Raw genomic sequence first — 24,709 nt, forward strand, 5'->3', positions numbered from 1 at the left:
CAACCCCTGATTTCCTCCCCAAGGAACCAACCTCCCCCGGCAGGCGACTGCCGGGGGATTTTTTGCAGCAAGGGAGATCCGCCCGGCGTGCAGAGCGGATCAAGTCCCGGAAAACCGGGACTTGATGTTCAGGCCATGGCCTCGGGTGTCGTCTTCAGCGGGGGCGCGGGAGGTTTGGGCCGAAGGGCCGGGGCGGACCGCCGGGCCGGTCGCGGCGCGGCATCTGGGCCTGATAGGCGACCAGGCAATGTTCGCCGCAATAGGGGAAGCCGGGGTTCACCGGCTTGCCGCAGAAGTGGAAATCCGGCTCGTCCGGGTGGCCGATGGGCCATTTGCAGATGCGATCGTTGAGATCGAGCAGCGTGACCTTGCCCCCCTTGCCGCGCGGTGCGGCGGGCCGGGGTGCGGATTGCAGGCCCGCCGGCGAAGGCGCCGGGGCCGCCGGGGCGGGGGCTGGTGCGGCGGGCGCGGGCTGGACGGGAGGGGCCGCCTGGGCCTGCGGCGCAGGCGCGGCAGGCGCTGGCGCAGCTGTCGGGGTGGGGGCGGCACGCGCGGCCGCCCTGGGCGCTGCGGGTTTGGCTTCGCCCTTGGCAGGTTTCGCGTCTGCCTTGGGCTCGCCGGTTTTCAGCGGGGAGGGACGCGAGGCGAGGCCGAGGCGGTGGGCCTTGCCGATCACCGCGTTGCGCGACAGGCCTTCGCCCAGAACTTCGGCGATCTGGCTCGCCGAGCGGCCTTCTTCCCAATATTGCTTCAGGAGCGCGATGCGCTCGTCAGTCCAGGCCATGGTTCCGCTTCCGGTTTCACGGCTTGCAGGGCATGCCGGGCGCCATTAGACGCGGTGGCAGCCATGCAAGCGCAACAATCACCCCAGTCCACCGCGCCGACGTTCCCGGAACCGGGCGTTCCGGTGATCCACGGCATCAACTGGCTGGGAATTCGCACCCTCTATGTGAAGGAAGTGCGGCGCTTCTTCAAGGTTCAGATGCAGACGGTGTGGGCGCCGGCCATCACGACGCTGATGTTCCTGGCCATCTTCACCCTGGCGCTGGGCGGCGCGAAGGGCGAAGTACTGGGCTTTCCCTATGCCACCTTCCTGGCCCCGGGCCTGATCATCATGGGGATGACGCAGAACGCGTTCCAGAACAGCCTGTCGTCCATCATCATCGCCAAGGTGCAGGGCACGATCGTGGACGTGCTGATGCCGCCGCTGAGCCATGGCGAACTGCTGTTCTGCTATGTGGCGGGGGCGGTGACGCGGGCCTGGGCGGTGGGGCTGGCGGTGTGGGCTGCCATGCTGCTGTGGCCGGGCGTGGACGTGTCGGTATCGAACCCGTTGCAGGTGCTGCTGTTCGGCACACTGGGCGCGCTGATGCTGGGGCTGCTGGGGGTGCTGACGGGCATCTGGGCCGACAAGTTCGACCATGGTGCGGCGGTGACCAATTTTCTGGTACAGCCGCTGACGCTGCTGTCGGGCACCTTCTATGCAATCGACCGGCTGCCGCCGGCGATGCAGTCCGTTAGCCGCGCAAACCCCTTCTTCTACATGATCGACGGCTTCCGCGCCGGCTTCATCGGGGTCGCGGAAGCGCCCGTGTGGCTGGGGGCCGTGATCGTGGGCGGGCTGTGCCTGATCCTGTGGGTGGCGGCCTATGCGCTGCTGAAATCGGGGTGGAAATTGCGCGTCTGACGGGTTATGCCTGATCGCATATGGGAGGCGGCGTTTCGCCGCCTTTTTTTATTTCGCCTGCTTAGACACCACAGGAAGAGGTAGCCATGGCCATTTCCCCGCTGATGCCCGTTTACCCCCGGTGTGAAGTCGAGCCGGTGCGCGGGGAAGGCGCCTATCTGTTCGACAGCGCCGGGAAGCGCTGGCTGGACTTTGCTTCGGGCATCGCGGTGAACCTGCTGGGCCATGGGCATCCGCACCTGACGCAGGCCATCCAGGAGCAGGCCGCCACGCTGATGCACACGTCGAACCTTTATGGTTCGCCGCAGCAGATGGGGGTGGCTAAGCGGCTGGTTGAGCTGACTTTCGCCGATACGGTGTTCTTCACCAATTCCGGCGCAGAGGCGCTGGAATGCGCGGTGAAGACGGCGCGCGCCTATCATTATGCCACCGGCAACCCGCACAAATACCGGCTGATTACCTTTTCGAATGCCTTCCACGGGCGGACGCTGGCGACGATTTCCGCGACCGACCAGGAAAAGCTGCGCAAGGGCTTCGAGCCGCTGCCGGACTGGTTCCATGTGCTGCCCTTCAACGACCTGAAGGCGGCGGAAGCGGCGATCGACGAGTCCATCGGCGGCTTCCTGGTGGAGCCGATCCAAGGTGAGGGCGGCATCCGCCCGGCGACGCCGGAGTTCCTGCAGGGCCTGCGCCGACTGGCGGACGAGCGCGGGCTGCTGCTGGTGCTGGACGAAGTGCAGACGGGCGTGGGCCGGACCGGCACGCTGTTCGCGCATGAGCAATATGGGATCACGCCAGACATCATGGCGATCGCCAAGGGGATCGGCGGCGGCTTCCCGGTGGGAGCCTGCCTTGCGACGGAAAAGGCCGCGCAGGGCATGGTGATCGGCACGCATGGCTCCACTTATGGCGGCAACCCGCTGGCGATGGCCGCCATCAACGCCGTTCTGGACATCGTGGCCGAGCCGGACTTCCTGGCGGAGGTGCGGGCGAAGGGCGAGCGGCTGCGCGCGAGCCTTGAGCAGATGATCCCGAACCACGACCTGTTCGACCATGTGCGCGGCAGCGGGCTGATGCTGGGGCTGAAGCTGACCGGCGACAGCCGGGCGTTCGTGGCGCACGCGCGTTCGAATCATGGGCTGCTGACGGTGGCGGCCGGGGACAATGTGGTGCGCATCCTGCCGCCCTTGAACATCGACGAGAGCCATATCCGCGAGTGCGTGGAGAAGCTTTCGGCAGCCGCCGCCGCGTTCGAAGCACAGGCTGCGGCATGAGCGGGGTGCGGCACCTGCTGAACCTTGCGGATCTTGGGCCAGGCGGGTTGCGGCGCGTTCTGGACCATGCGCACGCTCGGAAGGCAGGCCGCGATGGCCTGCCGCAGGGCGCGGCGGATGCCGATGCGCCGCTGGCCGGGCATGTGCTGGCCGCGATCTTCGAGAAGCCTTCGACGCGGACGCGGCTGAGCTTCGACATCGCCATGCGGCAGCTTGGGGGCGAGACGATCACGCTGTCCGCCGGCGACATGCAGCTGGGGCGGGGCGAGACGATCGGCGACACGGCCCGGGTGCTTTCGGGCTTCGTGGATGCAGTGATGATCCGCGCTAACCGTCATTCCGACGTGGCGGCCTTTGCCGCCGCGGCGACAGTGCCGGTGCTGAACGGGCTGACGGATGTTTCGCATCCCTGCCAGATCGTCGCCGATCTGCTGGCGGTGGAGGAGCGGCTGGGCCGCACCGCCGATGGCACGCGCTGGGCCTGGGTGGGCGACGGCAACAATGTCTGCAACTCCATCATCGAGGCGGCGGGCCTGCTGGGCTTTTCGCTGACGGTGGCCTGTCCGGCAGGCTATGAGCCGGATCCCGGTTTCGTGGCCGATGCGGTGGCGCGGGGCGCGGACATCCGCATCCTACGCGAACCGGACGAGGCAGCCGCCGGGGCCGATGTGGTGGTGACCGACACCTGGGTTTCGATGGGTGATACGGATGTGGCCGAGCGGCAGGCGGCCTTCACGCGATACCAGGTGAACGAGGCGCTGATGGCGAAGGCGGGCGCGAATGCGCTGTTCCTGCACTGCCTGCCCGCGCATCGCGGCGAGGAAGTGACCGACGCCGTGCTCGACGGGCCGCAATCGGCAGCGTGGGAAGAGGCGGCAAACCGCGTGCATGCGCAGAAGGCGCTGCTGCTGTGGGCGCTGGGCCGGCTGGGCTGAGGGCGGCATGGCCGAAGACAGGATTCTGGGCTTTACCATCCCCGGGCGCGCGGCGCGGGGCCGGGTGGTGCGGCTGGGGACGACGCTGAACGAGATTCTGGCGGCCCATGCCTATCCGGAGCCGGTGGCGCGGCTGGTGGCGGAGACGCTGGCGCTGACGGCGCTGCTGGGTTCACTGTTCCGGCCGGACGACGGGCAGATGACGGTGCAGGCCAAGGGCGAGGGCGGGCCGATCCGGTTGCTGGTGGCTGACTGGCGGCAGGGCGAACTGCGCGGCTATGCGAGCCAGGATCTGGACCGCCGTTATCCGCCGGTGGAAGAAGGGCGGTCCGCCGGGCTGGAGGCGATGCTGGGAAGCGGATATCTGGCGATCACGCTGGACCAGACGGCTTCGGCCGAGCGCTATCAGGGAATCGTGGCGCTGGGGGGCGATACGCTGGAAGCGTCGGCGCAGGGCTATTTCGCGGACAGCGAGCAACTGCCGACGCTGGTGCGGCTGGCGGCGCGGCGGAACGGGGATGGCGTGTGGATGGCGGGCGGGCTTGTGGTGCAGCATCTGCCGCGCGCCGAAGAAGGCGTGGCGCGGCTGCACCTGGACAGCGGGCTGGCCGACTGGGCGCATGTGGAGGCCCTGGCCTCGACCGTGACGCCGGACGAACTGACCGATCCTTCGCTGTCGCTGGAAACCCTGCTGTGGCGACTGTTCAACGAGGATGAGGTGCGGGTGCTGCCCGATGTGCCGCTTTCACGGGGTTGCCGCTGTTCCGTCGAGCATATCCGGAACGTGCTGGAGCAGTTTCCGGAGGAGGAGCGCGCGGGCATGCGCAATGCGGACGGTGTGATCGCGGTGGATTGCGAATTCTGTTCGCAGCAGTTCCTGCTGGCATTGTGACCCTGGCGGCGGGCCTTTGTTTTGCCCGCTTCGCTTCCTAGGTGCATGACATGCGCCTGATCCCGCCCCTTGTCGCCCTGCTGGTGCCCATGGCCGTCTGCGCGCAGCCGGCGCCCGAATTGCAGGCACTGCGCGGCTTTGCCCCGGGCGCCTGGCAGGTGACGCCGATCGGCGGGCAATCGGGCAGCAGCCAGTGCCTTCAATCCGCCGCACCCATGCTGATGGGGGGGCGGCCTGGCGGAGAATGCAGCTTTACCGTGATTGCGGACGGGCCCGATGGCGCCACCTTGACCTATCGCTGCGCCGGGGGGCGTTCCGGACGGACCATGGTGCGGCGTGACGCCAAGGGAATCTTCACGGTGGATGCGCAGGGGCTGGAGGGTGGAAGGCCCTTTCAGAGCCGGAGCGAATGGCGGCGCATCGGCACCTGCTGAGCCGGGTGCTTCATACTGGCCAAGCGGCGAGGGTTTGCAGCCGGGTCTGAGCGGCTATGCTGGCGCCCATGGGATGGGAAAACGAGATTGGGGAACTGCGTCGTCGGCAGGAGCTGGCGCGGCGCATGGGTGGGGCCGAGAAGCTGGCGCGGCAGGCGGCGGCGGGGCGGATGGACGCGCGGGCGCGGATCGCCGCCGTGGCGGACCCCGGCACCTTCCGCGAGATCGGCGAGCTTTCCGGCTTCGCAAGCTATGCCGACGACGGGGAGATGGAGGCGTTCCTGCCGGCCAATTTCCTGTTCGGACGGGGAGAGATCGACGGCCGGCCGGTTGTGGTGACGGCGGACGATTTCACCGTGCGGGGCGGGGCGGCCGACGCGGCGCTGCATCGCAAGCTGCTGGAGGCCGAACGGCTGGCGAGCGAGTATCGCATGCCGCTGATCCGGATGATCGAGGGGACGGGCGGGGGCGGATCCGTCCGCACGCTGGAGGCGATGGGCCATACCTATATCCCGGAGATCCCCGGCTGGGAGGTGATGGTTGCCAACATGTCCGCCGTGCCGGTGGTGGCGCTGGGGCTGGGGCCGGTGGCGGGCCTTGGCGCCGGACGGATGGTGATGGCGCATTACAGCCTGCTGGTGGACGGGATTTCGCAGATGTTCGTGGCCGGGCCGCCCGTGGTGGCGGCTGCCGGCGAGGTGCGGACCAAGGAGGAGCTGGGCGGAGCGGCCATCCATGCCAAGAACGGCGCGGTGGACGACCGGGTTGGCAGCGAGGCCGAGGCGTTCGATCGGTTGCGGCGGTTCCTTGGCTATCTTCCGGCAAGCGTGGATGAACTGCCGCAGCGGGTGAAGGGGCGGGACAATCCCGCGCGGCGGGACGCCTGGCTGAACGATGCGGTGCCGCGGGATTCGCGGCGGCTGTATCCGATCCGGCCGATCGTGGAAGCCATTGTGGACAAGGGGAGCTGGTTCGAGATCGGGCGGGAGTGGGGACTGGGCGTGGTGACGGGGCTGGCCCGGCTGGATGGCTATCCGGTGGCAGTGATCGCATCCAACCCCGAAGCACTGGGCGGTCTGTGGACGGCGGCGACGGCGCGCAAGGTGGAGCGGATGGTGGACCTGGCGGACACCTTCCATCTGCCGGTGGTGCATCTGGTGGACAATCCCGGCTTCCTGATCGGGCGGCGGGCCGAGGACGAGGCGACGATCCGCTGGGGCAGCCGGGCGCTGGCCGCGATCTATCAGGCGAGCGTGCCCTGGGCGAGCGTGATCCTGCGCAAGGCCTATGGGATGGCGGGATCCGCCCATGCGCCTGCCGACCGCTTCCGCTGGCGCATGGCCTGGCCGAGCGGGGACTGGGGCAGCCTGCCGATCGCGGGCGGGCTGGAGGCGGCCTACAAGAGCGAGCTGGAGGCATCCGACGACCCGGCGGCGAAGCTGAAGGACATCCGTGCCCGCCTGGACCGGGTGCGCAGCCCGTTCCGCACCGCCGAGCGCTTCGGGGTGGAGGCGATCATCGCGCCGGAGGAAACGCGCGCCGAACTGTGCGCCTTTGCTGCGATGGCACAACGGGCGCTGAAGCCGGGGCGGAAGGGGCGGGGCCTGCGGCCCTGACGCATCTGCCGGGATCCTGACTGGCCGTGATGCGGCGATCGCCGGGCCTATTCCCTGCGCACCATCTCAAGCCGTTCCCGCGTGTAGGGGTAGCCGATGCCTTCCGGGATGGTGAGCCAGCCATCCGACGAGATGTCCGGCTGGATGAAGGGCGGATCGGTGGGATCGGCCAGCAGCGCCGCCACGGATGCGAACTGTGCCAGACGGGCGATGTTGCACCGGGTTGGGAAGAGCAGGCTGATGCGGCCTTCATCCGCTTCGGCCAGGAGATGTTCCGGCCGCGCCCATCGGGCGTGCACGGCTTCGTAGCCATCCGCCAGCATGATTTCGCCATCCGGGAGCGCGGCGACGTAGAAGTGCGTGTCGAACCGCTTGTGAAGCCCCGGCGGCGGAAGCCAGCGGGCGAAGGGGCGCAGGATTCCGGCATCGAGACTGTGGCCGATCTGGCCAAGAAGTTCCGCGAAGCCGATTTCGTGCCGATCCGATGCGGGGCGCAGGCGGGCGCGGGTTGCGGCATCCACAGGGGGGCCGGAAGAGAGCAGGATACCCGATTCCTCGAACGCTTCGCGAGCGGCGGTGATCCGGGCCGTGGCGTCCTCTGTCGCAAGGGCTGCGAAGCCGCAGAAGGCAGCGCTATCGGGAACGTCGGTCGTGTCCACCTTGCCGCCGGGGAAGGCGACTGCGCCGCCGGCGAAGCCCATTCCCTTTGCGCGTTCGATCGCGAGGACTTCAAGACCATCCGGCCCATCGCGTGCGATGATGACAGTGGCGGCGGGGGTGGCGCCCGTTGGATCGGGCCTGTTCGCGGTGGGGGCGGTTTGCGGCATGAGATGATCACTGTAGGGACAATCGGGCGGCCGTGTCGCCGCCGATTTTTTGGGGGTGCCGATGAACGAACGCGTGACCGGATCGACCGAAGTGCTGGACTGGGACGGCCGGGATGCGCGCGCGCTGCTGACGCTGGAGCGGCTGGACCGGGATCTGTTCCGCAACCGGTTGAACCAGCGCAACGCGAATGACGCGCTGTTCGGCGGGCAGGTGCTGGCGCAGGCGTTGACCGCAGCGACGCATACGGTGGAGTCCGACGGGCCTTCGGCGCGCGCGGTGCATTCGCTGCATGGCTATTTCCTGCGGGCCGGACGGGCCCATGCGCCGGTGATCTATCAGGTGGATCGGACGCGGGACGGCGGGCGATTTTCGACCCGGCGGGTGATCGCCATCCAGGAAGGCGAGCCGATCTTTCACATGGAATGCGGCTTTCATGCCGACGAGGCGGGTTATTCGCACCAGACCGGTCTGCCCGAAGGCGTGTTGCCGCCGGACCAACTGCAGACCCTGCCGGAGCTGGCCGACAGCATGGGCGCGGAGCTGCCGGACTGGGTGCGGGCGCGCTGGCGGGCGCAGAACCGGCGGATCGAGGTGAAACCGGCCGACCCGATGAGCTTCCTGCACCAGCCGGGGATTTCCCGGCGGGCGATCTGGATGCGCCTGCCCAGCGGGGCGGGCGCTGGGGCGGCGGAACAGGCTGGCCTGCTGGCCTATCTGTCGGACTATTGGCTGGCGGGGACGGCGGCGCTGCCGCACACGCTGCCCATGCCGAGCCCGACGCTGTTCATGGCGAGCCTTGATCATGCGATGTGGTTCCACCGGCCGGCGCGGGTGGAGGAGTGGCTGCTGTTTGCGTGCGAGAGCCCTTCGGCGCAGGCGGGGCGGGGGCTTTCGCGGGCGCTGATCTATGCCGCCGACGGGACGCTGGTGGCGAGCACCGCGCAGGAGGCGCTGCTGCGGATCCGCGAGGCGTGACCGGGGCCGCGATCCGGGTGGAAGGTGGCGACCTGCTGCTGTGCGTGAAGGCGCGGCCCGGCGCACGCGCCGACCGGATTCGCGGCGTTAAGGGTGGATTGTTGCAGGTGGACGTGGCGACGGTGGCCGAAGACGGCAAGGCGACCGAGCGGCTGCTTGCGTTCCTGGCGGCGGAACTGGGCGTGGCGCGGCGCGATGTGGAGCTGCTGTCCGGCGGCTTCGCGCGGTTCAAGCGGGTGCGGGTGAAGGGGCTGGGCATGGTGCCTGGCAAGCTGCTGGCCGAACAGACGGGGAATCGCTGAGCCCTTACCGGCCCGAAGGGCCGCAAGCGCGACTGCGCGCCGGCGCAAGTGCGCCGAAGCCAAGGCGGGCGGATGCCCGCCGCCCGGCGCCTGAGGGACAAAATCAGGAAAGGGCCTGGTGGAGACGAGGGGGATCGAACCCCTGACCTCAGCAGTGCGATTGCTGCGCTCTCCCATCTGAGCTACGTCCCCGTTTCTCGTGAAACCGAGGGCCCAGGCCGCTGGGAAGCCGGGCCTATACCGGCGAGTCCGCGCGGATGCAATGGCCTGCTGACGGCCTTCCTGTTTGCGTGCGTCCGCCTTTTGTCCCCGGGGGGGCGCGCCGGCAGCCGGCCACTTGTGAAATGGCCTTTCCGTGCTAGCTTGAGTTCAAGTGCCTGAAGCCTATCCGGCTTCTGGCGGGACAGGACGATGACGATGGCGGAGATGCGAGCCGGCGGCCTTGCCGGCGCCGGCGAGCGGCCGGGTGCGGCACGCCCCCAGGGGGCCGAGCGGCGCGGGTTGCGGCCGGCCGATGTGCGGGGCGGTGGGGTGAAGGGGCCGTTTGCGGCGCTGGATCTTGGAACCAACAATTGCCGTTTGCTGATCGCGCGGCGCGTGAACGGCAGTGGTGGGGCCGCCGAATTCCAGGTGATCGACGCCTTTTCGCGGATCGTGCGGCTGGGCGAGGGGCTGCTGCAATCCGGGCGGCTTTCGGATGCGGCGATGGACAGGGCGATCGCCGCCCTTGGCGCCTGTGCCGAAAAGCTGCATCGGCGCGGTGTGACGCAGGTGCGCAGCGTGGCCACCGAAGCCTGCCGGCGGGCCGAGAATGGGCCCGAGTTCGTGCGGCGGGTTTATGACCAGACCGGTCTGGCGCTGGACGTGATCACGCCGGCCGAGGAGGCGCGCCTGGCGGTGCTGGGCTGCCAGACGCTGATTGATCCCAAGGCGCGTCGCACGCTGGTGTTCGACATCGGCGGCGGATCGACCGAGGTGGTGCTGCTGGAGCGGGTGAACGGCGGGCGCAACCAGTTCCCTTCCATCCGCATGGACTGTTGGGTGAGCGTGCCCTGGGGGGTGGTTTCCCTGGGCGAGACGGAGCCGCTGGATGCCGGTTCGCCGACGCATCGGCTGGAGGCCTATGGGCGGATGAAGGCGCGGGTGGCCGAGCATCTGGTGCCGTTGAAGGCGCGGCTGAAGGGCGAGGTGCAGTTGCTGGGCGCATCGGGAACGGTGACGACGCTGGCCAGCCTCAACATGGGCCTGCCGCAATATGACAGGCGGCAGGTGGACGGATCGCTGGCCTCCACCTCAGAGCTGGTGGCGTTGAGCCATGACCTGGCCGTGAAATCGCCGGACGAGCGGGCGTTGATCCCGGGAATCGGCGCGGACAGGGCGGATCTGGTGGTGGCGGGCGCTGCCATCCTGGAGGCGTTGATCGATCTGGGGTGCGCGCCGAAGCTGCGCGTGGCCGACAGGGGAATCCGGGAAGGAATATTGCGAAGCATGATGGCGCGGGACGACGGCCGGAAAGGCGTGCGGCAATGACCGGCAGGAGTGGTTCGCGCGGTGGCGGGCGTTCCCTGGGTGGGCGGACACGCCTGAAATCGCGGCGTGGCCGATCCGTCAGCTCTGCGCGCTGGCTGGAGCGGCAGCTGAACGACCCGTATGTGAAGCGGGCCCAGGCGGAGGGCTGGCGTGCACGGGCGGCGTTCAAGCTGATCGAACTGGATGAGCGCTTCGGGCTGCTGAAGGATGTGGACCGCGTGGTGGACCTGGGCGCGGCGCCGGGCAGCTGGAGCCAGGTGTTGCTGAAGCGGCGCCCGAAGGCGACCGTGGTGGGCATCGACCTGTTGGAGGTGGAGCCTATGGCCGGGCTGACCTTCGTGCAGGGTGACTTCCTGGAGGACGGGATGGACGAGCGGCTGATCGCCCTGATGGGCGGGCCGGCGGATCTTGTGATGTCGGACATGGCGGCCAATACGGTTGGACATCCGCCGACGGACCATCTGCGCACCATGGGGCTGGTGGAGGCGGCTGCCGACTTTGCCGTTCGGGTGCTGAGGCCGGGTGGAACCTTCGTGGCCAAGGTGTTGGGCGGCGGGGCCGAGGGGCCGTTGGTGGCCGAACTGAAGCGGCGGTTCGAAAGCGTGCGGCATGCAAAGCCGCCCGCGAGCCGGAAGGAATCGAGCGAGACCTATCTGGTTGCAATGGGGCGCAAGGCGGACGGCTGAGGGAAATCCGCCCGCCTGCGCAGGAATCAGATGAGCCCACCGCCCAGCGACAGGCGGACGAGAGCGATGGCGATCACCACGAGATTCAGGATCTGGCCTTCCTTGCGGCGGGAGATCAGGCCGAGCACCAGACCGAGGCCGGCGATCGGGATGACGAACCAGTTGGCCCAGCCGACGAAGGGAATGATTCCGAACAGGGCGACGATGCCGGCGACGATGCCGATCAGCAAGGACAGGACATTGAGCATTTTGTAGCTGGTCTTTCCGTATCTGGTGTCCCGCTCTCTCGATCCGGCGATATGGGACGGCGAGGTGGAATTGCAATGGGTTGGGTTGTAGGGCTGGGTCATGAGCCGAATCCCCCCTGCCGAATGGGCCCCGCAGCGCGCGCTGTTCGTGGGCTTTCCGTCTGACCCAAACCTTTGGGAGGATGACCTTGCGCCGGCGCAGGCGGAAGTCGCCGCCCTTGCGCGGCGGCTTTCGGACACGGTGACGGTGCGGCTGGTTGCGAGCGGTTCGACAGCCGCGGCGACGGCGCGGGCCATGGTGCCGGCGGGGGTTTTGATCGACGATATTCCCTTCGGTGATATCTGGCTGCGGGATACCGGGCCGGTGTTCACCGGAGCCGCGCATTGCGTGCGGTTCCGTTTCAATGGCTGGGGCGGCAAATATGACCTGCCGGGCGATGACACGGTGGGGGCCGGGATGGCGGGGCTGATGTCTGCCGCTGTCGACCGGCATGATTTCGTGCTGGAAGGCGGCGCGATCGAATATGACGGCGGCGGCTTGGTGCTGACGACCGAGCAGTGCCTGCTGAACCCCAACCGGAATCCGGGCTGGACGAAGGATACGGCCGAGGCCGCGCTGGCCAGGGCCATCGGCGCGCGGCGCGTGGTGTGGCTGGGTGACGGGCTGCTGAACGACCATACCGACGGACATGTCGACAATCTCGCCCGGTTCGTGGGGCCGGGGACGGTCGCTGTGCCGGATGTCGGTGCCGACGACCCCAATGCGGCGGTGTTCGCCGATGCGGCCGAACGGGTGCGGGCGGCCGGGCTGGTGGCGGTGACCATCCCTTCCGTCGGGGCCTACGAGATGGATGGCGAGCTGGTTCCAGCTTCCTACATGAACTGGATCGTGGCCAACGGGCAGGTGATCGTGCCGCTGTATGGCGCGGCGAACGACGAGGCGGCGGTGGCGGCGGTGGCGCGCTGCTTCCCCCGGCATCGGGTTACGGGGCTGAGGGCCGACCATATCCTGACCGGGGGCGGCAGCTTTCACTGCTTGTCGCAGCAGGTTCCGGAGAGCGAATGATGCTGAATGTGGGCGCGGTGCAGATGGCGATGAGCGGCCGCCGCGATGACGACATCGCGAAGGCGATGCGGCTGGTGCGCGAGGCGGCGGCGAAGGGGGCGAAGGTGATTCTGCCGCCGGAGCTGTTCGAGGGGCATTATTTCTGCACTTCTCAGGATGAATCGCTGTTCGCGACGGCTGCGCCGGTGGCGAGCCACCCGGCGGTTGAGGCCGCGCGAGAGGTGGCGCGGGCCGAGCGGATCTTCATTCCGACGAGCTTCTTCGAGCGGGACGGGCATCATTACTACAACAGCCTGGCGTTCATCGGGGACGACGGGATGGTGCAGGGCGTCTATCGCAAGAGCCATATCCCGGACGGGCCGGGCTATATGGAGAAATTCTATTTCCGGCCCGGCAACACCGGATTCAAGGTGTGGCCCACGCCACACGGGGTGATCGGCGTGGGCATCTGCTGGGACCAGTGGTATCCCGAAACCGCGCGTTCGATGATGCTGATGGGGGCGGACCTGCTGTTGTTCCCGACGGCGATCGGCAATGAGCCGCACGATCCCGAGCTGGATACGCGGCGGCTGTGGGTGCGGGCGATGATCGGCCACGCCGTTTCCAACGTGGTGCCGGTGGTGGCCGCGAACCGGGTGGGCACCGAGCCGACAGCGGACGGCGCGGGCGCGCATTTCTATGGCAACAGCTTCATCTGCAACCAGAGGGGCGACATGGTGGCCGAAATGGATCAGGTGAGCGAAGGCGTGATCACGGCGGAATTCGACCTGGACGTGATTGCGCGCCACCGGGCGGCGTTTGGCTTTTTCCGGGATCGGCGGCCCGGTCTTTATGGCCGGATCGCGGAGGATATCTGACGTCAGCCGCGCTGGGCGATGGCCGTTTCGACGGCGACGCGGAACATTTCGGCCGTGAGGCGGCCGGTGTTCTGGTTGTAGCGCGAGCAGTGGTAGCTATCGACCAGCGTATACCCCGTGTGCAGCCGGTGAACGGCGGCATGGGCAAAGGGGTGTTTGGGGAGCTTGCCGCCCAGCGCCTTCACGGCGGACTGATGGGCGACCTGGCCCAGCGCGAGCACGACCCGGAGATTGGGCATTGCCTTCAGCTGATCGGCGAGGAAGGGGCGGCACTGGTGGATTTCGGACGGCTCAGGCTTGTTGGCGGGGGGCAGGCAGCGCACGGCGTTGACGATGAGCGCGCCGTTGAGTGTGAGGCCGTCTTCCGGGGTGCCGGCGTAGGCGCCCGAGGCGAGGCCGGTTTCGAGCATCGTTGCGTAAAGCAGGTCTCCGGCGAAATCGCCGGTGAAGGGCCGCCCCGTCCGGTTGGCGCCGCGTTCGCCCGGTGCGAGGCCAACGATTGCCAGCCAGCCGGATTCGTCGCCGAAGGCGGGAACCGGCGCGTTGAACCAGCCCGGTTCGCGCGTACGGAGCATCGCCCTGTGGGCGACAAGGCGCGGGCAGAGCTGGCAATCGGGATCGGGCTGCATGGCTGATGCGGGTAGCAGCGCGTCGGCGCGGACTCCAGTGCTGGTGGCGCTTGGCAGCAATCGCTGCCACGGCCGGCATGGCCCACCGCGGGCTGTGCTGGAGGCCGCGTTGAGGGCGCTGGACGCGGGCGGGGCTGAGCCGCTTCATGTTTCGCGCATACTGGAGACGGCCCCGCTGGGGCCTTCGAAGCGACGTTTCGCGAATGCGGTCGCCGAAGTGCGATGGGATGGATCGCCCGAGGCGTTGCTGGATCTGCTGCAGCAGATCGAAAATGCCTTCGGGCGGCGGCGGTGGCGGCGCTGGGGTGCGCGGGTGCTGGATCTGGATCTGCTGGCCTTCGGGCAGCTGAGGCTGGATGGCCGGCGCCTGCAGGTGCCGCATCCCGATCTGCACCGGCGTGACTTCGTGCTTCGGCCGCTTGCGGAGGTGGCGCCGGACTGGCGGCACCCGCGGCTGGTGTTGCGTGTGCGGCACATGGCCAGTCGACTTGCGCGGGCGCGGCCGCAGGATTGAGCGCGACCGATTTGACGGCGCGGGCAGGCCGCCTTACAGGCCGCGCGACAGAAGGCGTGTGGGCTCGTAGCTCAGTCGGTAGAGCAACGGACTTTTAATCTGTAGGTCCCGGGTTCGAATCCCGGCGAGCCCACCAATTTTCTCAACAGCTTGTTTCCAATTTGTCTGTGCCAGTGTGCCGGTTCAGGCACTGCGCAGGCGAGGCTGGTTAGCAGCGGTTCGCCTGAGCGGTTCGCCTGAGCGGGGCGGTTGAAGCTCGGCAGCGCTGCCTGGTTTGCCAGTACGCACTTGAGCCTGACTTTTCGCTTCCGAGCTTCTTCACAGGCCGGGTCAGCGGCGGATGTCAGGGGCGAGGCGTTTGCTGCGATGTGCGTTGCTGCATCATCTTCTGCATGGCGGCGCGTCCCTCTTCCCGGGTGACCTTTCCGTCCTTGTTGGCATCCATCATGGCGAAGCCTTCGGGGCGTCTGCCGGCGGCTTCCCATTCGGCCTTGCTGAGAGAGCCATCCCCGTTGGTGTCAGTCGCGTCGAAAAAGCGGCCCGGCTGGGGCTGCTGGGCGGCGGCCGGGGCCGCGAGAAGGGTGGCAGCGAGGGTGGCAATTATTATGCGGGGCACGGGATTCTCCTTCTTGCTGGCGAATGTCCTACGCGAAGTGTGGCGGAATTCCCACGCGCCGAGGACCCCATTGACGGCGGGAGGTGCGGATTGCTTGCCATTGAACGCGCGGGCTTTAGGGTTTGCAGGATGGCGGACGCTGGCGGAGATCATCGCATCGTGGCGGTCGAGCTGGATGAACGCACCGTTCTCTGGCGCAACGCGGACGTGGAGCAGGAGCGGCGTGTCGCCATCTTCGACCTGCTGGAAGGCAATATGTTCCGTCCGATCGAGATCGAGGGGCGTGGCCCCTGGCGGCTGCTGCTGCGTGTCGAGGATGGGCGGCTGGCGATGGATGTGGTGCAGGATGGCGGGGATGCGCGGGGCAGCATCCTGCTGGGGCTGGCGCCGTTCCGCCGGATCGTGCGGGAATATTTCGCAATCTGCGACAGCTATTACAAGGCGATCCGCAATGCGTCCCCCAGCGCGATCGAGACGATCGACATGGCGCGGCGGGGAATTCACAATTCCGCCGCGGAACTGCTTATGGAGCGGCTTGACGGGAAGGTGGAAACCGACTTCGACACGGCGCGCAGGCTGTTCACGCTGATCTGCGTTTTACACATCAGGCAGTAATGAGGTGATTCATGGGCGTGATGCCCGATAGCTGGATCCGCGAGCGGGCTTTGCGTGACGGCATGATCGAGCCCTTTGTCGAAGCGCAGAAGCGCGACGGCTGCATATCCTATGGGCTTTCGAGCTATGGGTATGACGCGCGGGTTTCCGACGAGTTCAAGATCTTCACCAATGTGGACAGCGCGGTGGTGGATCCGAAGCAGTTTTCCGACGCGAGCTTCGTGGACCGCAAGACGGACGTGTGCGTGATTCCGCCGAACAGTTTCGCGTTGGCGCGGACAGTGGAATATTTTCGCGTGCCGCGCGACGTGCTGGTGATCTGCCTGGGCAAGAGCACCTATGCCCGCTGCGGCATCATCGTGAACGTGACCCCGCTGGAGCCGGAATGGGAAGGGCATGTGACGCTGGAGTTTTCCAACACCACGCCCCTGCCGGCGAAGATCTATGCCCATGAAGGAGCGTGCCAGTTCCTGTTCCTGAAGGGCGAGGGCGTGTGCGAGACGAGCTATGCCGACCGGGCAGGCAAATATATGGGCCAGCGGGGCGTAACGCTGCCGAGGCTTTAGGCGGGCTGTTCAGAAGCGGCGGATGAGGGCCTGTACGCGGCCGACCCACGGGGCATCCGCCACGACGGTCTGCCGGGCGCCCGGCCGGGCGGGGAGGATCTGGAGCCGGTTGCCTTCGGTGGCGACGAGGCGGCCGAAGACGAACCGCCCCACCGAACGCGGGATCAGGACATCGGTGTTGACCGCTTCGGCGAAGCGATCCGGCGGAAGCTGTTCGAGCCAGAGGTGATCGCCGGCGCGATAATCGCCCTGCGAATCGCGGACGATCAGACCGATCGTGACGGCAAGCGGCGTGGGGGCGTGGATCTGAAGCTGTTCCGAGAGGGGCTGCGCGCCGTCTGCCGTGAGCTGGGCGGCGACGGCGATGGTGGAGTCGCCTTCCTGCGCGATGAGTTCCCGCGGTTCGATCTGCAGGGCGACGGCAAGCTTTTCAATCCAGGGAACGGTGAGCTGGCGGGTGCCGGTTTCGAGGCGGCCGATGGTGACGGCCGTTGTCGGCGGCGTGCACAGGGCGGCGACTTCGGCAAGGGTGAGGCCGCGCGATTTGCGGATTTCCCTGAGGCGGCTCATCATTTCAAAATCTCCGGCAAATTGCTGTCCTACAGAATGACCAATATGGCAATTCCGTTGTTCTGTCGAGAGGAGAGCTGCCATGGTGGATGCAATTGACTATCCGAATCGGGTGATCGGGCGACGGGTGCTGGCCCCCTCGGATGCGGTGGACCGGCAGCTTGTGGCGGTGAATCTGACGGAGTCGCCCGTCGGCTGGCTGGCGCGGCGGGGACTGCTGACGGCGGTGCAGGTTGCGGCGGCGGAACGGCTGCGCGGGGATCATGCGAAGGCCGGCCTGGGCGCGCGGGTGACGATGCGCTGGGATGCGGCACCTGGCGGGCGCAGCCAGGGCTGGCGGGACGGCGCGCATGCGCAATCGCTGACGGCGATCGACGCACGGCGCCGATTCGATGCCGCGCTTGCGGCGGTGGGGCCGGGGCTTTCCGATATCCTGTGGCGCGTGGCGTGCGAAGGCGAGGGGCTGGCGGAGGCCGAGAAGGGACTGGGCTGGCCCGTGCGGGCGGGCAAGCTGGTGCTGGGCCTGGCGCTGGACCGGCTGGCGACGCATTATGAAAACCAATATGGTAGAATATCTATTGACAATCGTGACGATGTGGACTAAAGACATTGGCATGCTCCGGAATTGCGGCTGAGGGGCGGGTTCCGGGCGGATGCGGCGGCCAGAGGCGAAAGGTGGGCGTTCCAATGCGCGAGCTTTCGCTGATGGAGCGGTTTGTCCGGCTTCCGGCCGAGCGGCGGACCGCATTGCTGTCGGATCTGGATGCATCCCGGCGGCTGCGGCTGATGCGGGCCTGGCGCTGGACGGCTCGCCCCGCGCAGTTGGCGCCGCCGGGGGATTGGGGCCTGTGGCTGATTCTGGCGGGGCGGGGCTTTGGCAAGACGCGCGCCGGGGCGGAATGGGTTTCGGCGATCGCGCGCAGCCATCCGGGGGCCCGGATCGCGCTGGTGGGACAGAGTGCCCGGGACGGCCTTGCGGTGATGATCGAGGGCGATTCCGGATTGCTGGCGACCGGGCCGGATTGGTTCCGGCCCCAGTGGAAGGGCACGCGGCGCACCCTTGTGTGGCCGAATGGTGCGCAGGCGACGCTGTTTTCGGCGGTGGAGCCGGATCAGCTGAGGGGGCCGCAGTTTCACTTCGCCTGGTGCGATGAGCTGGCGGCCTGGCCGAACGCGCGGTCCACATGGGACATGCTGAAAATGGGGTTGCGGCTGGGTGGGCACCCGCGGGTTGTGGCGACGACGACGCCCAGACCCGTGCCGCTGCTGAGAGCCCTGATGGAAGCGCCTGGCACGGTGATGACCCGGGGATCGACCTTCGACAATCGGGCCCATCTGCCCGAGCGGTTCCTTGCCGATGTGGCACAGGACTATGGCGGATCGGCGTTGGGCCGCCAGGAACTGATGGGTGAACTGCTGGAGGCGCGCGAAGGGGCGCTGTGGACGCCGGATGGGCTTGACCGCTGTCGGGAGGCGGAGGCGCCCCCACTGACGCGGGTAGTGGTGGGGGTGGATCCGCCTGCGGGACCGGGTGGCTGTGGCATCGTGGTCGCCGGTGTGGACGCGGCCGGCATCGCCCATGTGGTGGCGGATGCCAGTGTTTCGGCCATGTCGCCAGATGGGTGGGCAGCGGCGGTTTCGGCCGCCTTCCACCGCTTTGGAGCGGACCGGGTGATCGTGGAGGTGAACAATGGCGGGGCGATGGTGGAAACCACGCTTCGGGCCTCGTTCGGGGGACTGCCGCTGAAGCAGGTTCGTGCGAGCCGGGGCAAGGTGGCGCGGGCTGAGCCCGTTTCCGCGCTGTATGCTGCGGGTCGGGTGAGGCATGCGGGCGGATTTCCCGAACTGGAAGACGAGATGTGCGGGCTGATCCAGGGTGGCGGGTATGTCGGCCCCGGGCGATCGCCTGACAGGGCCGACGCGCTGGTTTGGGCGCTGACGGAGTTGATGCTGGTACGGCCCGGTGCGGGCCCTGCCCTTCGGATGCTGCAGGACTGAGGGAGACAAGCGAGATGCAACCCTTCTGGACGCGGGAGCCCTGGGCTTCCGCGATGACCTGGGCGCGCCTGCGCCTGACCGAAAGTTCCACCTGGGTGGGTTTCGCGACGATCGCGGTGGTGCTGGGTTCGGACCCCATGCAGGCCCATGGGCTGGCACAGGCCGTGTCGCTGATCATCGGCGGCGGCCTTGTGACGATGGGGCCCGCCGGGCGGCCGGAGGATGACCGGTGAGTTGGGCGCGCAAGATCATGGGGCTGGGCGAGACGAAATCCGCGCAGATGCCGCGCCCCTGGCTGTTGGCGGACCCATCCGGAGCCGAGCCGCCTGCCGGATATGCCGGACAGGTGCGGGCGGCAATGGCCAACCCTGTGGCGCTGCGGGCGATCCGTGTGGTGGCGGAGGGGCTTTCCAGCGTGAAGTTGTCGGCGGGCGGGGAGGCGCATCCAGCGGCTGCGCTGCTGACCCCGATTGTGCTGGAAGAGGTGGCGACGCATCTGCTGCTGCATGGCAACGCCTTCCTGGAGACCGGGCTGGACCTGGCCGGGCGGGCCGCGACGCTGTGGACCCTTCGGCCCGAGCGGATCCAGCTGGAGACGGACACGCGGGGCTGGCCAGTCGCCTGGCTGTACAGGGCGGGCGGCCATGTGCAGCGCCATCCTGTTGGTGGTGATGCTTCCCGCCCCGGACTGCTGCACCTGCGGGCCTTCGACCCGCTGGATGATCATCTTGGTATCGGCTGCGCCGGCGCTGCAAGCGAGGCTGTCGCGCTGCTGCAGGCGGCCGGGCGCTGGAACCGATCCCTTCTGGCGAATGCTGCGCGGCCTTCCGGGGCCCTGGTGCTGGACGGTGCAGAGGGCCCGCTTTCGGCCGAGCAGTTCGCGCGGCTGAGGGACGAGATCGAGGCCGGGTTCCAGGGTGCGCGGAATGCCGGGCGCCCCATGCTGCTGGAAGGCGGGCTGAAGTGGCAGCCGCTGGCGCTGACCCCGGCCGAGATGGATTTCCAGAAGGCGCGGGAAGCGGCGGCGCGCGACGTGGCGCTGGCATTCGGGGTGCCGCCGATGCTGCTGGGGCTGCCCGGCGATTCGACGCACGCCAATTATGCGGAGGCCAATGTGGCGCTGTGGCGGCTGACCATATTGCCGCTGCTGAACCGGATCCTGGACGGGGTTTCGCGGCACCTTTCCGCCTGGTGGCCGGGGCTGGTGCTGGAACCTGACCTGGATCTGGTTCCGGCCCTGTGGGCCGATCGCGAACGGCTGTGGCGGCATATCGGCGCGGCCGGCTTCCTGGACGATGACGAGAAGCGTGAAATGCTGGGCTGGGCGCCGCGAGCGGGAGGGAGCGGACAATGACCGAAGGCGTGCGGATCAGCGGCTATGTGAGCCGGTTCGATACGGCCGACCGTTGTGGCGACATTGTTCGCCCGGCAGCCTTTCTGGGCGCAAGGGCTGATGTGCCGCTGTTGTGGCAGCATGATCCGGCCCGGCCGATCGGGCGCGTGGTGAACCTGACCGAGGATGGCATCGGCCTGAAGATGGTGGCGGCGCTGAGCCCGGATTGTCGTGATGGACGGGATGCGCTGGCGCTTCTGCGCAGTGGAGCGGTGGACGGGCTTTCGTTTGGCTATCGTGTGAAATCGGCGCGTCCCAGACCAGCCGGAGGGCGGGAGTTGCTGAAGCTGGAACTGATCGAATGCTCGGTGGTGACGCTGCCGATGCATGGAGAGGCGCGCATCGAGGCGGTGGGCTGAGGCGCCTTGGAACTGGAGGAACCCGATGGACGGGTTCCGGTGAGGAGATGGACAGCATGGGGTATGAAACCAAGGCTGCCGCGGTGGTGACCGCGGCGGAAGCGCCGGCGCATGTGGACGCTGGCGGCATGGCGCTTCGCGGCGAGATCGAGGCGCTGCGCATGGAGCTGAAGCAGGATCTGGACGGATTTTCGCGGCGGCTGGCGACGGCGCCGCCGGCGCTGGCCGCCGGTGGGGCCGGGCGGGGCAGCGCGTTCGGTGACGCCTATCTGCGCAAGGGACTGGATGCGGGGTTCGAAAGCAAGAAGCTTTCGGTCGGGACCGGCAGCGAGGGCGGCCTGGCGGTGCCGCTGGAGATCGACCAGCGGATCGAGACGATGCTGAAGCAGATCTCCCCGATCCGGGCGCTGGCGGACGTGGTGAAGATCGGCTCCTCCAGCTATCGCAAGCTTGTGGCATCCGGTGGCTTTGCATCGGGTTGGGTGGCCGAGACGGCCGCGCGTGCCGAGACGGCGACGCCGACCTTCACAGAGGTGATGGCGCCGATGGGTGAGCTTTATGCCAACCCTGCGGCGACGCAGGCGATGCTGGACGACGCGCAGTTCGACGTGGAGAGCTGGCTGGCGCGGGAAGTGGCGGTGGAATTCGCGCGGGCGGAGGGCGTCGCCTTCGTGTCCGGCACGGGGACGTCGCAGCCCAGGGGTTTCCTGACCTATCCGGTGGCGACGGCGGGGGATGCAAGCCGGCCGTTCGGCACGCTGCAATATGTGCCTTCGGGTGCGGCAGGCGCCTTTGCCGCGAGTAATCCGCAGGACCGGCTGATCGACCTGGTCCATTCGCTGCGCGCGCCATATCGGCAGGGGGCCGTGTGGGTGATGAACTCCAACAGCATCTCGACCGTGCGGAAGTTCAAGGATTCGACCGGCGACTTCATCTGGAAGCCGGGCCTAGCCGACGGCCAGGCTTCGACGCTGCTGGGTTATCCGGTGGTGGAAGTGGACGCGATGCCGGACATTGGGGCCAACAGCCTGTCCATCGGCTTCGGCCAGTTCCGCAGCGCCTATGTGATCGCGGACAGGGGCGAAACGGGGGTGCTTCGCGATCCCTATTCGAACAAGCCGTTCGTGCATTTCTATGCGACGCGGCGTGTCGGCGGGGCGCTGGTGAACAGCGAGGCGCTGAAGCTGATGCGCTTTTCCGCGACCTGAGGCCTGAGGGCTGAGCGACTATCCCGGGGGCAGCTGCCCCCGGGTATTATTCCTGTGTTTTCCCGATCGGGGCGGAGCCGGCGATGACGATAGTCTCGACTGCCGTGGAGGCGAATGGCTGGGTGCTGGCGGTGACCGGCGACTGGCCTGCGACCGGTGGCGCCTGGGAGTTCGGCGGCGCCGACCGGCCGCATGGGCGCTTCCTGTTGGGCGGAATCGACCAGCTTCCGCTGGATGCCAATGGATCGCAGAAGGTGCAGCTGTTGGTGGATACGCCGGGCTTCGACCGGGTGGGCGGGCAAGCCCTGACCAATCCGGCCCGGCGGCGAACGGTTGTCGCCACCAAGGCGTTGCGCCGGCCGCATGGCGCGGCGACTCAGCTGGATGAACGGGACAATGGCGATGGCACGCGGACGCTGCGACTGGCCCTTTCCGAGCGGATCCACGCATCGGCTGTGGTTGTGGAAGCGCGCTTCGCCGCGGGTTGGAAAGCGGGCCACCCCGGGGGTGTGCTGACGACCGTTTCCAACCTGAGCAGCCGTCAGCCTGTGCCGCCCATTTCCCGCTGGGCCGTGCCGCCCTATGGCATCGTCGGCGGGACGGTCGATGCGCCTGCACATGTTGCGCAGGTGGACGTTCTGATTGCGTCCCATCACCCCGAGCATTGGGAAAGCGATCGCAACCAGGCCTGTGCGGCCCTGAAACTGACGGCGACCGACGGGACGACCAGTAAGGACTTCTGGTTTGCCGCGCCCCAGACCTCGCCGCTGTACGGGGACGAGCTGCGATGCTGGGGCGGCGGCATCGATCTTTCCGGGCTGAATCCGGGGATGATCACGATCCACCGGACGGTTTATCCCTGGCTGGGCAATGCGCGGTCGAGCGGGAGCGGGCACAACAGCAGCATCACCGGCTCGCTTTCGAGCGCGCACGATACGCCGCTGCAGCTGCTGTATGACCCGGATGGTTCGCGGTATCTGACGCGGCGGCGGTTCCTGTTCGTGGATGCGACGAGCCCGCTGACGACGACGGCGCAGGCGGGGCAGGTTGTGCTGCATACGAGCATCAACGCCGCGCGGGCTGCCGATGCGGGGACGAAGCCGGCCAATCTTGCCGTTGCGCTTCAGGCCTTCCGGAGCTTCCTGGACGCAAATCCGGCCCTGAACCTGCCGCAGGCGAACGGGGTGACGCAGGCGGGGACGCGGGCGGCGGATTTCTGGGAAATCCTTCTGACGGACAACCAGATTCATTCGACAGGCCCGGCCGTGACGGGATCTGGTTCCAGCATCAACGGCCGCGAGGGACTTGTGATCGTGCGATCCGATCCGGACGCGCCGAACCCCCGGGCGACGACCATTCTGCGGAGCGGATCTTCTGCAGGCGGGTTCCTGCAGTGCACGCGCTGGTGGTGGCGGAATTTCCGGCTGGAACTGGGGCAGGCGACGCTGACATCCGGCAGCGCATCGGTGCTGGTGCTGGACAACATGACCGTCACGGGAAAGGTCGGCTTCGAGGCCTCCACGAACCTGTTCTTCAGCTCTGGCGGGGAGACCCGCTTTGTTCTTCAGGGCGACATGCGCGCCTATGGCAACCAGCCGGGCGGACAACTGGTGCGGAACAGCCGCTATACCCGGACCATCGGCGGATCGACGCTGGTGAACTGCCGCATCGAGCGGGAGGCGGGCACCAACCGTGGCGTGCAGGCCTTTGCCCTGCCCAATGACACACCGGATTCGATGCTGTGGAATTGCCGGGTCTATGAATGGACCGGGCCGATCTTCAGCGCGCTATCGGGCAGCGGGGGCCACGGAAACCCGGCCACCCTGCGGCGGCTGGCGATCATGAACCTGCTGATGGAAGGCGCGGCGGGCGAGGCGGCGCTGCAGATAGGGGAATATTTCCATACCCAGATGCAGGATTGCATCTGGGAAGGATCGACCCTGCTGGGCAGCCGGTACAACTGGCACAACGAAACGCCGATGCCCTTCCAGGCAAGTGGAGCCACCGTGACGGCCGGTCTTGTCGGGCATGGGCTTTCGGCCGGGAGCGCGGTGATCATTTCGGGACTTTCGCCGGCAGCCTTCAATGGAAGCTTCACGGTTGTCAGCGTCCCGGACGCCAACCGCTTCACCTATGTGGCCGTGAGCGCGCCGGGCCCCCTTGCCGCTTATCAGGGGGGGACAGTGACGCGCGTGAGCGACGGCAAGATATTCGCTGTCGAGCGGCCATCGCTGGAGCATGGCGGAAACTGTGTGCGGAACATGGTGTTCGACCGCAATGCGACGAAGCAGGATCAATGGGTTGCGGACGGCACGCAGACAGGCGGCTGGGAGCTGCTGTATGGCGTGGGGCAAAGCTGCGTGTTCCGGGCGAACCGCGGGGTGAACAGCCCCCAGGACTGGCAATATGCATGGGCCGGCCTGGGTTCGGAGACGGACACCGCCTATGCTGTCCAGACCAGTCCGGCCGACTATGTCGATTATTATGGGCTGGTGAACGACGCGACCAACAGCGGGAGCGGCACCTGGGGCGGGGACTATCGGCCGAGCGGCGCGAAGGCGAGCAGGCTGATCGGCAAGGCCAGCCTGGCCTGTATCGATCGGGACATGGATGGGCGCGCACGGGCCGCGCACTTTGCCGCCGGCGCTTTCGAGGCGGATTACCTGCCCGCCCCGCCGGAAACGGTTTCGCCTTCGGCCGGGATGCATGGCCATCTGGCCGGACAGGCGATGCTGCATTGGCGGGGCGTGCTGAGCCCTTCTTCAACGGTGTTGATTCACGCCGCGGACGAGCCGGCGGTGACAGGATCCGCGCCCGGCCCGGATCCCGGCGCCGGGGTTCGGACGCTGGTTGTGGAATTCGAGGATCGGGGCCTGCTGGCCCCGGGCGATTGAGGCGGCACAGTTCGGGA

The 24,709-nt window shown here is 67.8% G+C and carries 28 protein-coding genes and 2 tRNA genes; 23 read left to right on the forward strand and 7 right to left on the reverse strand.

Annotation, left to right across the window (positions count from 1 at the left end):
• Window positions 1-154 precede the first annotated feature (154 nt).
• Complete coding sequence (locus tag ACW9TV_RS03740; protein ID WP_494304517.1) at window positions 155-784, reverse strand: GcrA family cell cycle regulator; 630 nt, start codon at window positions 782-784, stop codon at window positions 155-157.
• Window positions 785-847: 63 nt separating this feature from the next.
• On the opposite strand from ACW9TV_RS03740, the gene ACW9TV_RS03745 reads away from it, so the two are divergent.
• From ACW9TV_RS03745 to ACW9TV_RS03770, 6 genes are all read left to right on the forward strand, one after another.
• Window positions 848-1,687 carry an ABC transporter permease gene (locus tag ACW9TV_RS03745; protein WP_494304518.1) on the forward strand — a complete coding sequence of 280 codons (840 nt, stop codon included), beginning with the start codon at window positions 848-850 and terminating at the stop codon, window positions 1,685-1,687.
• An 86-nt stretch (window positions 1,688-1,773) separates the two neighbouring features.
• Window positions 1,774-2,961 carry an aspartate aminotransferase family protein gene (locus ACW9TV_RS03750; RefSeq protein ID WP_494304519.1) on the forward strand — a complete coding sequence of 396 codons (1,188 nt, stop codon included), beginning with the start codon at window positions 1,774-1,776 and terminating at the stop codon, window positions 2,959-2,961.
• Entirely contained in the window at window positions 2,958-3,896 is a 939-nt protein-coding gene (gene argF, locus ACW9TV_RS03755; RefSeq protein ID WP_494304520.1) for an ornithine carbamoyltransferase, read from the forward strand. Before ACW9TV_RS03750 ends, argF begins: the two co-directional genes overlap by 4 nt.
• Window positions 3,897-3,903: 7 nt before the next feature.
• Window positions 3,904-4,788 (forward strand): Hsp33 family molecular chaperone HslO, encoded by an 885-nt coding sequence (hslO, locus tag ACW9TV_RS03760; protein WP_494304521.1) that lies wholly within the window; start codon window positions 3,904-3,906, stop codon window positions 4,786-4,788.
• A 50-nt stretch (window positions 4,789-4,838) separates the two neighbouring features.
• Entirely contained in the window at window positions 4,839-5,222 is a 384-nt protein-coding gene (locus ACW9TV_RS03765) for a DUF3617 domain-containing protein (protein WP_494304522.1), read from the forward strand.
• 68 nt (window positions 5,223-5,290) lie between these two features.
• Window positions 5,291-6,838: an acyl-CoA carboxylase subunit beta gene (locus ACW9TV_RS03770; RefSeq protein WP_494304523.1), complete on the forward strand. Its 1,548-nt coding sequence runs from the start codon at window positions 5,291-5,293 to the stop codon at window positions 6,836-6,838.
• Window positions 6,839-6,885: 47 nt separating this feature from the next.
• Here the strand turns inward: ACW9TV_RS03770 and ACW9TV_RS03775 are convergent, their stop codons facing one another.
• Window positions 6,886-7,665: an NUDIX hydrolase gene (locus tag ACW9TV_RS03775; RefSeq protein WP_494304524.1), complete on the reverse strand. Its 780-nt coding sequence runs from the start codon at window positions 7,663-7,665 to the stop codon at window positions 6,886-6,888.
• A gap of 61 nt (window positions 7,666-7,726) precedes the next feature.
• On the opposite strand from ACW9TV_RS03775, the gene ACW9TV_RS03780 reads away from it, so the two are divergent.
• On the forward strand, window positions 7,727-8,641 hold the full coding sequence (locus ACW9TV_RS03780; protein WP_494304525.1) for an acyl-CoA thioesterase: 915 nt from the start codon (window positions 7,727-7,729) through the stop codon (window positions 8,639-8,641).
• On the forward strand, window positions 8,638-8,943 hold the full coding sequence (locus ACW9TV_RS03785; protein WP_494304526.1) for a DUF167 domain-containing protein: 306 nt from the start codon (window positions 8,638-8,640) through the stop codon (window positions 8,941-8,943). The genes ACW9TV_RS03780 and ACW9TV_RS03785 overlap by 4 nt, the downstream gene beginning before the upstream one ends.
• A 116-nt stretch (window positions 8,944-9,059) precedes the next feature.
• Here the strand turns inward: ACW9TV_RS03785 and ACW9TV_RS03790 are convergent.
• Window positions 9,060-9,135: transfer RNA gene (locus ACW9TV_RS03790), tRNA-Ala, on the reverse strand.
• A gap of 225 nt (window positions 9,136-9,360) precedes the next feature.
• On the opposite strand from ACW9TV_RS03790, the gene ACW9TV_RS03795 reads away from it, so the two are divergent.
• A complete protein-coding gene (locus ACW9TV_RS03795; RefSeq protein WP_494304527.1) occupies window positions 9,361-10,473 on the forward strand; it encodes a Ppx/GppA phosphatase family protein in 1,113 nt (370 codons plus the stop codon).
• Entirely contained in the window at window positions 10,470-11,159 is a 690-nt protein-coding gene (locus ACW9TV_RS03800; protein WP_494304528.1) for an RlmE family RNA methyltransferase, read from the forward strand. Before ACW9TV_RS03795 ends, ACW9TV_RS03800 begins: the two co-directional genes overlap by 4 nt.
• Before the next feature lie 26 nt (window positions 11,160-11,185).
• On the opposite strand, the gene ACW9TV_RS03805 is transcribed toward ACW9TV_RS03800, so the two are convergent.
• The gene (locus tag ACW9TV_RS03805; RefSeq protein ID WP_494304529.1) at window positions 11,186-11,509 is read right to left on the reverse strand and encodes a hypothetical protein; all 324 of its coding nucleotides are present in this window, start codon (window positions 11,507-11,509) and stop codon (window positions 11,186-11,188) included.
• Between ACW9TV_RS03805 and ACW9TV_RS03810 the strand changes: the two genes are divergently transcribed.
• Window positions 11,508-12,473, forward strand: coding sequence for an agmatine deiminase family protein (locus ACW9TV_RS03810; protein WP_494304530.1), 966 nt, complete (start codon window positions 11,508-11,510; stop codon window positions 12,471-12,473). The genes ACW9TV_RS03805 and ACW9TV_RS03810 overlap by 2 nt on opposite strands.
• On the forward strand, window positions 12,470-13,330 hold the full coding sequence (gene aguB / locus ACW9TV_RS03815; RefSeq protein WP_494304531.1) for an N-carbamoylputrescine amidase: 861 nt from the start codon (window positions 12,470-12,472) through the stop codon (window positions 13,328-13,330). The genes ACW9TV_RS03810 and aguB overlap by 4 nt, the downstream gene beginning before the upstream one ends.
• A gap of 2 nt (window positions 13,331-13,332) precedes the next feature.
• Here aguB and ACW9TV_RS03820 read toward each other — a convergent pair whose 3' ends face one another.
• Window positions 13,333-13,959 carry a uracil-DNA glycosylase gene (locus tag ACW9TV_RS03820; RefSeq protein ID WP_494304532.1) on the reverse strand — a complete coding sequence of 209 codons (627 nt, stop codon included), beginning with the start codon at window positions 13,957-13,959 and terminating at the stop codon, window positions 13,333-13,335.
• Here ACW9TV_RS03820 and folK point away from each other — a divergent pair.
• Together folK and ACW9TV_RS03830 are read left to right on the forward strand one after the other, a co-directional pair.
• Entirely contained in the window at window positions 13,958-14,473 is a 516-nt protein-coding gene (gene folK / locus ACW9TV_RS03825; protein ID WP_494304533.1) for a 2-amino-4-hydroxy-6-hydroxymethyldihydropteridine diphosphokinase, read from the forward strand. The genes ACW9TV_RS03820 and folK overlap by 2 nt on opposite strands.
• A 60-nt stretch (window positions 14,474-14,533) precedes the next feature.
• A tRNA-Lys gene (locus ACW9TV_RS03830) sits at window positions 14,534-14,609 on the forward strand.
• 207 nt (window positions 14,610-14,816) lie between these two features.
• Here the strand turns inward: ACW9TV_RS03830 and ACW9TV_RS03835 are convergent.
• Complete coding sequence (locus ACW9TV_RS03835; RefSeq protein ID WP_494304534.1) at window positions 14,817-15,089, reverse strand: EF-hand domain-containing protein; 273 nt, start codon at window positions 15,087-15,089, stop codon at window positions 14,817-14,819.
• Between the two features lie 129 nt (window positions 15,090-15,218).
• Here ACW9TV_RS03835 and ACW9TV_RS03840 point away from each other — a divergent pair, with 129 nt between their 5' ends.
• Window positions 15,219-15,704: a UPF0262 family protein gene (locus tag ACW9TV_RS03840; protein WP_494304535.1), complete on the forward strand. Its 486-nt coding sequence runs from the start codon at window positions 15,219-15,221 to the stop codon at window positions 15,702-15,704.
• A gap of 11 nt (window positions 15,705-15,715) precedes the next feature.
• Window positions 15,716-16,270 (forward strand): dCTP deaminase, encoded by a 555-nt coding sequence (dcd, locus tag ACW9TV_RS03845; RefSeq protein WP_494304536.1) that lies wholly within the window; start codon window positions 15,716-15,718, stop codon window positions 16,268-16,270.
• 9 nt (window positions 16,271-16,279) lie between these two features.
• Here the strand turns inward: dcd and ACW9TV_RS03850 are convergent, their stop codons facing one another.
• Window positions 16,280-16,840 (reverse strand): helix-turn-helix domain-containing protein, encoded by a 561-nt coding sequence (locus ACW9TV_RS03850; RefSeq protein WP_494304537.1) that lies wholly within the window; start codon window positions 16,838-16,840, stop codon window positions 16,280-16,282.
• Window positions 16,841-16,922: 82 nt separating this feature from the next.
• Between ACW9TV_RS03850 and ACW9TV_RS03855 the strand changes: the two genes are divergently transcribed.
• The 7 genes from ACW9TV_RS03855 (at window position 16,923) to ACW9TV_RS03885 (ending at window position 24,692) form a co-directional block, all read left to right on the forward strand.
• Window positions 16,923-17,444: a DUF6456 domain-containing protein gene (locus tag ACW9TV_RS03855; protein WP_494304538.1), complete on the forward strand. Its 522-nt coding sequence runs from the start codon at window positions 16,923-16,925 to the stop codon at window positions 17,442-17,444.
• A gap of 83 nt (window positions 17,445-17,527) precedes the next feature.
• Window positions 17,528-18,838: a DNA-packaging protein gene (locus ACW9TV_RS03860; RefSeq protein WP_494304539.1), complete on the forward strand. Its 1,311-nt coding sequence runs from the start codon at window positions 17,528-17,530 to the stop codon at window positions 18,836-18,838.
• A 14-nt stretch (window positions 18,839-18,852) separates the two neighbouring features.
• Window positions 18,853-19,071 (forward strand): hypothetical protein, encoded by a 219-nt coding sequence (locus ACW9TV_RS03865; protein ID WP_494304540.1) that lies wholly within the window; start codon window positions 18,853-18,855, stop codon window positions 19,069-19,071.
• On the forward strand, window positions 19,068-20,192 hold the full coding sequence (locus tag ACW9TV_RS03870) for a phage portal protein (RefSeq protein ID WP_494304541.1): 1,125 nt from the start codon (window positions 19,068-19,070) through the stop codon (window positions 20,190-20,192). The genes ACW9TV_RS03865 and ACW9TV_RS03870 overlap by 4 nt, the downstream gene beginning before the upstream one ends.
• Window positions 20,189-20,590 carry an HK97 family phage prohead protease gene (locus ACW9TV_RS03875; RefSeq protein WP_494304542.1) on the forward strand — a complete coding sequence of 134 codons (402 nt, stop codon included), beginning with the start codon at window positions 20,189-20,191 and terminating at the stop codon, window positions 20,588-20,590. The genes ACW9TV_RS03870 and ACW9TV_RS03875 overlap by 4 nt, the downstream gene beginning before the upstream one ends.
• Before the next feature lie 47 nt (window positions 20,591-20,637).
• Entirely contained in the window at window positions 20,638-21,798 is a 1,161-nt protein-coding gene (locus ACW9TV_RS03880) for a phage major capsid protein (RefSeq protein WP_494304543.1), read from the forward strand.
• Window positions 21,799-21,881: 83 nt separating this feature from the next.
• Window positions 21,882-24,692, forward strand: a complete 2,811-nt coding sequence (locus ACW9TV_RS03885) for a hypothetical protein (protein WP_494304544.1) — start codon at window positions 21,882-21,884, stop codon at window positions 24,690-24,692.
• Window positions 24,693-24,709 lie beyond the last annotated feature (17 nt).

It is taken from the genome of Sandaracinobacter sp. T42 (genome assembly GCF_059115405.1).